A 7635-nucleotide genomic window follows, 5' to 3' on the forward strand; every position below is an offset into this window, starting at 1 on the left:
CGAGATTTTGGGTGTGTGTGTCTGCCATCACTCTCGGGTGCTGTAGTCGGGCCAGCGCGACTATTGTGCGCTCGGCAATTTCGCACGTAATTTCCATGTAAACCTTTCAAACTTTGAATTGGCATCGTTGGAATTGCAACGTTTGTGAGGCTAATTAAAAACTGACCAAGGGAAATTACGTGCGAGTTTTGGAGATGGGGCCCCGAGACGCAGCGCGGGGCAATCCCCGAGACGACCCCGGGTGGCCTCGGGGGCGAATCAGGGGAAACCTCCGTAGCGGTGACGCACGCCCCAGGCGCACGATGGATACATGAACACGAACACAACAATCACGGCCCCTGCGGCCGCACAGGCCCAGGCCTCGTCCATCGTCCGACTCCAGGGCGTCTCCAAGATCTACGGAAGCGGCGACGCGCAGGTGCGCGCCCTCGACGACGTGACCGTCGGCTTCGGCGCCGGCGAATTCACCGCCATCATGGGGCCCTCCGGCTCCGGCAAGTCCACGATGATGCACATCCTCGCCGGCCTCGACGCCCCCACCTCGGGCCGCGTCTTCGTCGAAGACACCGACATCACCGCCCTGAAAGACACCGCGCTGACCAAGCTGCGCCGCGACCGCATCGGCTTCGTCTTCCAGTCCTTCAACCTGGTGCCCACCCTGGACGCCCGCGCCAACATCCTCCTGCCCATGCGCCTGGCCGGAAAAGCCCCCGAAAAGGAATGGTTCGACCTCATCGTCAACTCCCTGGGCATCGCGAACCGCCTGAGCCACCGCCCCTCCGAAATGTCCGGCGGACAGCAGCAGCGCGTCGCCGTCGCCCGCGCCCTCATGAGCCGCCCCGCCGTCATCGTCGCGGACGAACCCACCGGCAACCTCGACTCGCACTCCACTGACGAGGTCATGGACCTTTTGCGCCGTGCCGTCGACGAACTCGGCCAGAGCGTCATCATGGTCACCCACGACACCGCCACCGCCGCCTACGCGGACCGCGTCCTCGTGTGCCGTGACGGACGCATCGTCTCCGACCTGCGCGACGTTACCGCCGACTCCCTGACCGCGGCGCTGCGCTGACAAGCGCGCATGAGCTCGCCTCATCGTCACCGAGCGTATCCACACACCCCTCAAGGCTCACACACATGTCTGCAACAACCTCTCTTCTGAACGCTAACCTGCGCTCCCACGGCCGCCGCTACATTTCCACCGGCCTGGCCGTCGCCATCTCTACGGCCTTCATCGCCATCACTCTCATCGTCATGACGGCGATGACCTCGGGCCTGACCTCCAGCGTCTACCAGCAGTACCGCGGCGGCACGATCGTCGTCTCCCAAGACAAGGACGCGCCCGAGGGCGCCATCGAAAGCGCCGAAAGAACCCTGAGCGCAACCAGCGGCGTCACCACGATCAAGCACACGGCCCAGTGGCCCGCCGACGCCCAGACCGACGCGACGCGCGGCCAACTCTACGTCTCGCCGCTGGCCACCAAGCCCTTCGCCGACATCGACCTGAGCGCCGGAACCAAGCCAACCGCCGACGACCAGATCACCATCCCCGAGCACACGGCCTCGGCCCTCTCGGTGAAGGTCGGCGACACCGTCCGCGTGCGCGCAGGATTCACCGAGGGCGACTACCGCACCCTCACCATCGTCGGCACCACGCGCTCGAACACGATCAGCATGGGCATCCCCGCCTCTTACGTGACCGACGGTGGCTTCTCCTCGATCTTCGGGACGACCGCGTCCGGCCGGTTCATCGTCGCGACGTCCGGAGCGGATACGGACAGCAACGCAAACCCTCCCAGCGCCACCCAGGACGAGTGGGTGGCGAGAGCAAACTCTGCGCTCAGTGGCATCTCGGGCGTGACCGTGACCAGCGTGCACAAGGCGATCCAGGAGGACCTCGACCAGGCGCGCCTGGGAGCCACTATGACGATGGGAATCATGCTGATCTTCCCGGCGATCGCGGCGCTCGTGGCCTCTATCGTCGTCTCCTCGACATTCCGCGTGGTGCTCACGCAGCGCACCCGCGAACTGGCGCTGCTGCGCACGCTGGGAGCGACCAGGCGACAGGTCCGCTCGCTCGTGACCCGCGAGGCCCTCGCGATTGGAGCGATCTCGTCGGCGATTGGCGTCGCGCTCGGCTGGCTGATTGGCGCGCTCGCGGAGGCGGGCACCGGCCTGGCCTCTAGCGTCGTCGCTGCGCTTGAGGGTGCCTCCGTCTGGCAGCTCGCGCTCACGTGGCTGGGTGCCACCCTGTTTACGACCCTGGTCGGCGTCTTCCCGGCCCGCGCCGCCTCCCGCGTCGCGCCCGTCGCCGCCCTCGCCCCCGTGAACGAGGCCGGGGCCGCCGCCCGGAAGAAGCACACCGTCCGCTTCGTCATCGGCGCGCTCATCGCGGTGGCCGGATGCGGAGCTGTGGCCCTCGCGTGGCGCTCGGATAGTGGCGGCACGAAATTCCTTGGGGCTTTCGCCGGGTCGCTCCTGGCGCTCCTCGGCGCGCTGCTCGTCGCCTCTGTGCTGCTGCCCGCCCTCACCCGCGCGTTTGGCGCTGCCTTCCCGGGCACCCTGTCCGCCATGGCCCGCGAGAATACGATGCGCAACCCCGGCCGTACCTCCGCGACCGGCACCGCGATCATCATCGGCGTGACCCTCGTCGTCACCATCATGGTCGGCGCCGCCTCCGTGCGCACCACCCTGACCAACGCCGTGAACGACGCCCGCCCCTTCGACCTCATGGCCGTGTCGACCTCTGGAGAGCTCACCGACGACCAGCAGGCCGCCATCGCGGCCACCGACGGCGTCGCCGCCACCGTCGCCCAGTACGCCGCCCCCGGCACCCTCACGACCACCTCGGGCGCGCCCGCCTACGCTCCCGGGGAGGGAACGGGCTCGGAGGACGAGGCCCAGGCCTCGTCGGTCATGATCACCGGAGAACCCGACTACGCGGGCGTTACCCACTCGACCGTCACGCAGCTGGGCGATGGCCAGGTGCGCGTCGGGGACGAGGCCCTGGCCGGGCAGACGCTGCGCCTGTGCGCCGACACGTGCGTGGACCTGAGCGCGACCTACGACAAGAACGGCAGTGTCGGGGAGGCCCAGGTCTCCGAGAAGACCCTGCGCTCCATCGCGACGTCGCCGCAGCGTCAGGCGATCATCATCAAGATGGCCGACGGGGCCGACGCCGAGACCGTGCAGGCCGCGCTGCTCAAGGACTCGCACCTCAGTGTTAATGGATCCGCGCTCGAGCGCCAGATGTACACGAAGATCATCGACCAGCTCATGCTCATCCTCGTCGGGCTGCTGGGCGTGTCCGTCCTCGTGTCCCTGGTGGGCGTGGCCAACACGCTGTCCCTGTCGGTCGCCGAACGCACCCGCGAGAACGGCCTGCTGCGGGCCCTCGGCCTGACGCGACGCCAGATGAAGGGCCTCCTCGCCCTCGAGGCGCTGTTCCTGTCACTCACCGGAGCGGTTATCGGCGTCGGCATGGGCGTCGCCTTCGGGTGGGTCGGCGTCATGAGCCTGCCCGTCGAGGGGGCCACCCCCGTGCTGAGCGTGCCGTGGCTGCAGCTGGTCGGCGTGGGCGTCGTCGCCGTGCTGAGTGCGCTGGTCGCCTCGTGGCTGCCCGGTCGCCGGGCCGCGAAGGTCAGCCCCTCGGAGGCGCTGGCGACGGAGTGAATGCTGGTGGTTGAATGGCGGGGGCGCTGCGGGTTTATCCCGCAGCGCCCCCGCCTTGTGTTTGTGTGGGCGTCGCGTCAGGCGGCGCCCCCGCCTCGCGTTTGTGTGGGCGTCGCGTCAGGCAGCGCCCCGCCGTCAGGCAGCGCCCCGCCGTCAGGCAGCGCCCCGCCGTCAGGCAGCGCCCCCGCCTCGCGTTTGTGTGGGCCTCGCGTCAGGCAGCGCCCCCGCCCCGCGTCAGGCGGCGCCCCGCCCCGCCGTCAGGCAGCGCCCCGCGTCAGGCGGCGCCCCCGCCGTCAGGCAGCGCGCTTGCGGGCCGCCCGGCGAGCCGCCAGCGAGGAAGCGAAGAACGCCGCCGACGCCGCCAGGTACGGGTACAGGCCGGGGCCGCCCGAGTTCGGCAGGACCGGTGCCTCGCGGTCAGCGACCATGATGGTGGCCATGAACTTGCCGTCGACGATCATGCCCTGCACGTCCAGGCTCAGGTCGTTGTAGCCGGAGTTGTAGACCTGGACAGAGGCCTTCGTCCACTTGTTCTGGTCGAAGATCTCGGTGTCGGGCATGACGTTCGTGCCCGTGCCGTCGCCCAGCTGCGCCGACAGGGTGAAGGGGATCGGCTGGGGCAGGAGCAGGTGGCCGGGAGGGGCCTTCGTCTCGACCAGCCAGTACTTCTTGTCCGTCGCCAGCGTCGTCACCTTCCAGTAGTACTGCCAGTCGGTGACGTTCGACGAATCCAGTGTCAGGACCGGGGTGGCCGACCCGTCGACGCGCGGGTCCACGTCGTAGATCGCGAACTCGGACCCGGACAGCGGATAGTAGGAGTAGCCCTGCGCGTCCACGTACTCGTTGGCGATTTCGGGCCACTGGAGGTTTGTGAACTGGCGGCCGGCCTTGGCGATGATCACGGTGCGCACGCGCACGGGGGCGCACGCCTTGTTGTTATCGGTGCCGTCCGAATCACGGTTCGCGGCGGCGATGACCTCGCTGTACAGGCCGTATCCCGAGCGCGGCGGCCCCAGGTAGCGGCACGAGAATCGCGACTCGTCCACGTTCGCCGCCTCCGAGCGCGTCACGTTGATGCGCACCCAGTACTCGCGCGAGGAGTTCGCGGGCAGCGCGTCGCCGTCGGTGATCTGGTAGCGCCCGCCCGCGGCGGCCAGCTCGGTCCCCGCGTCCAGGCCCTCCTGCGTGGCGGCCACGCGCACCGAGTTGATCGTCAGGCTGGAGGGGAAACCGGGCGCGACCTGCAGGGCGCCCGTGTCCGCATCCAGCGACCCGCTATTCGTCGCGGTCACCTTGTAATCCACGTCGAAGGTCACGGGGCCGTCGCCGCCGCTCGTCACGAGCTCCTGCTTGACGCTCACGTTCGCGCTCTTCGCGTGGTTCGTGAACGTGCAGTCGATCGTCTGCGCGGCCGCGCTCGCCACCGACCCGACGCCCGCGAAATTAACGCTCTTCGCGTCGGTGTCCACGGTCGCGGCCACGGCCTCGCCCGCGCCGTTGACGCACGAGATCGACTCAAGCGTCCACTGCTCGTCGGGGTCGTCCGGGCTGGTCACGCCGCTTTCCGTGATCGTGAAGTCCGAGTGGCCCACCAGGAACGCCTGGTACGAGGCCATGGACCCCTTCTTGTCCGCGCCGACGCCGGCGGGGGTGATCGTCTGGTTGAAGGAGCCGTCCTGGACCCAGCCGGACACCGCCGTGCCGTCCGGTGTCGTCGACGAGGCCGTGGCGCCGGCCGGCGCGTCAACCGCGTCTTGGGTGGCGCTGGAGGTGAAGGTCGCCGACGGCTGGGTCACGTAGGTGCGGCCGCCGTCCGTGGTGATGACCTTGTGGATGCGCACGTAGCGTTCCTGCGTGATCGAGGCGTACAGGCACGCGAAGCTCATGTTGAGTTCCGGTGTGCTCATGCTCGTCACGGGCTGCGCGCCCTCCGGGGGAGCGGCCGGGCACGAGGCGCTGCGGCCGTTGTCCGTGAAGCCCCAGATCGTCATGCGGTAGCGGATCCCGTCCTTTTCCCACACCGTGTCGGGCAGCGTGGAGGTGGAGATAGAGACCGTGTCGTTCGAGGCCGGGGTGCGCAGGGAGATATCGACGGCGTCCGGCCAGTCGTTCTCCGCGCGCTGTGCCTTCGCCCAGCCGGCGGTCTGGTTGATGTGGCCCTTCTGTCCCTTGTTGTACAGGTCGTGCGTGCCGTTGCCAGCGCCGACGTGCTGGGCGCACACGGTCGTACCTGTCAGCCACTGGTCGGTATTGCGGCCCTCCGGGTTGTAGAGGCGTGCCGGACCCGTGAACTTGCCCCTGATCTTGCGGCGGCTACCGTTCGCGGCCACCGATCCGTCAGGGTTCGTGTCGCACACGCTGTTGGCCACCACCGTGTAGGCGCCGCCCGCGTGCGGCACGACCGTCGTCTCCGTGTCGTCCTGGGACTCCTCAACGTCCCACGGGATCGCCCCCTGCATCGCGAAACCGTCACCCTGGATGCGCAGGTTCAGATCCCCGTGGAAGAAACGCTGAGGACCCACATCGGTCAGCGTCTTCTGATTCCTGCCCGTGCCTCGTTCCAAGTTGTTGAAAATCGGCAGGTTATTGTTGCGCAGCGTGCCCAGCAGGAATGGCTGTCCGGCCGCGACCGTGCCCGGCGTGGCCGGCTGGAAGCCCACCGCCGTCTGCTTCCACGGCGCGATCTTGCCCTGGACGGTGGTCTCGTTGTTGTAGAAGATGACGCCGTTCTCCTCCGGGTTTTCACCCCACGGCAGCGAGCGCGTCGTGTAGCTCCAGTAGCCCTGCGACGCCAGGGAGGACTCCAGCCATTGGGCGCGCTTCCAGCCCGACCCGTCCTGCAGCGAGCCGCCCGGCCAGGGGCCCCACTGATCCAGTGGTTTCACCCACCCGTCGCGCGACCACATGTTCGGCCGGTTCGTCTCCATGTAGGCGTATCGGTCCACCTGGTTGCGCGTATCTTCGACCGTGCCGTAGTAGACCAGGCGGCGGAAGTTGTAGTCCCACACGCCCGGCTCGTCGCTGGGGTCGATAAAGGGGTAGGTGCGCTCCGTCGGCGAATTGTTGACGACCGAGTCCGTGAAAATCGAGGCGACGTTGTTGATTGTGAAGGTTGCCGCGCCCTCGGGCTCCTGGGCGGCCTGCGCGGGCGGGGCGCTCGGGGCTGCCACGACGAGGCCTCCCACCGTCAGCGCCGCCACGCACGTTCCGGCCAGGGTTCGTAGGACACGATGTGTGGGCGCTGTGTGGGCGGCGCGTGCTCGATCGGCGCCGGTCGGCTGCGTGCCGGGTGTGTGTCCGGGCGTTGGGGAGAGGCGTGGGCGTGCGCCTGTGTCGTTCCCCGACGCGCGGTTGCTGCCGCGCAAGGAGTCTCGGTTGTGTGCTGCCTCAAGTCCCATGCGTGCTCCGTCGTGCCGGGGAAGCCTGCGCCCCCGTGGTTATCGCCAAACTAACTGATTGCCATGCTAGCTGTGTTGGTGAGCACCTGCAAACATTTGTCACAGCAGGGTGGTTTTCAGAGTGATCGGATAGTCAAATGGGCCTGTTGGCCCTGGCCTATCGCCCTCGTTCGAGGTGTTTGTGCGGTGGGCACTCCGTTTGACATTCTGGGCGGACGCGGTGCTGATGGGGGAGGGGTCAGACTTGACGGTAGCGCTCGCGGCTTGGGGGTGGTGCTCGCGGCTTGGGGGCTTGGCGGTGGTGCTCGCGGCTTGGGGGCTTGGCGGTGGTGCTCGAGGCTTGGGGGGCTTGGTGGTGGTGCTCGCGGCTTGGGGGGCTTCTGGGCGTCCGCCAGTCATGGCTCCGCCTCGCCCAGTCAGGGGGATGGTTCCCCAAAAATGTCGCACGTAATTTCCATGTAAACCTTTCAAACTTTGAATTGGCGTCGTTGGAATTGCAACGTTTCTAGGCTTTGTTGAATGTTTAATCAATCGAATTACGTGCGACTTTTAGGGGGAGCGTCCG

The 7635-nt window shown here is 67.8% G+C and carries 3 protein-coding genes; 2 read left to right on the forward strand and 1 reads right to left on the reverse strand.

Translation table 11 applies throughout. From position 1 onward, the window contains the following. The first annotated feature begins 310 nt into the window (after positions 1–310). The gene (locus tag O3669_RS10660; protein ID WP_371524806.1) at positions 311–1072 is read left to right on the forward strand and encodes an ABC transporter ATP-binding protein; all 762 of its coding nucleotides are present in this window, start codon (positions 311–313) and stop codon (positions 1070–1072) included. A 65-nt stretch (positions 1073–1137) separates the two neighbouring features. After that, a complete protein-coding gene (locus O3669_RS10665; RefSeq protein WP_371524808.1) occupies positions 1138–3672 on the forward strand; it encodes an FtsX-like permease family protein in 2535 nt (844 codons plus the stop codon). Positions 3673–3965: 293 nt separating this feature from the next. Here O3669_RS10665 and O3669_RS10670 read toward each other — a convergent pair whose 3' ends face one another. After that, entirely contained in the window at positions 3966–6872 is a 2907-nt protein-coding gene (locus tag O3669_RS10670) for a prealbumin-like fold domain-containing protein (protein ID WP_371524810.1), read from the reverse strand. Positions 6873–7635: the final 763 nt, after the last annotated feature.

This window comes from Pauljensenia sp. 20925_1_34 (assembly GCF_041432775.1).
Taxonomy (GTDB): domain Bacteria; phylum Actinomycetota; class Actinomycetes; order Actinomycetales; family Actinomycetaceae; genus Pauljensenia.

What these genes read in the sequence shown, in the direction of transcription:
- O3669_RS10660 (WP_371524806.1), top strand. Translation starts at nt 311, where the DNA reads ATGAACACGAACACAACAATCACGGCCCCTGCGGCCGCACAGGCCCAG.
- O3669_RS10665 (WP_371524808.1), top strand. Translation starts at nt 1,138, where the DNA reads ATGTCTGCAACAACCTCTCTTCTGAACGCTAACCTGCGCTCCCACGGC.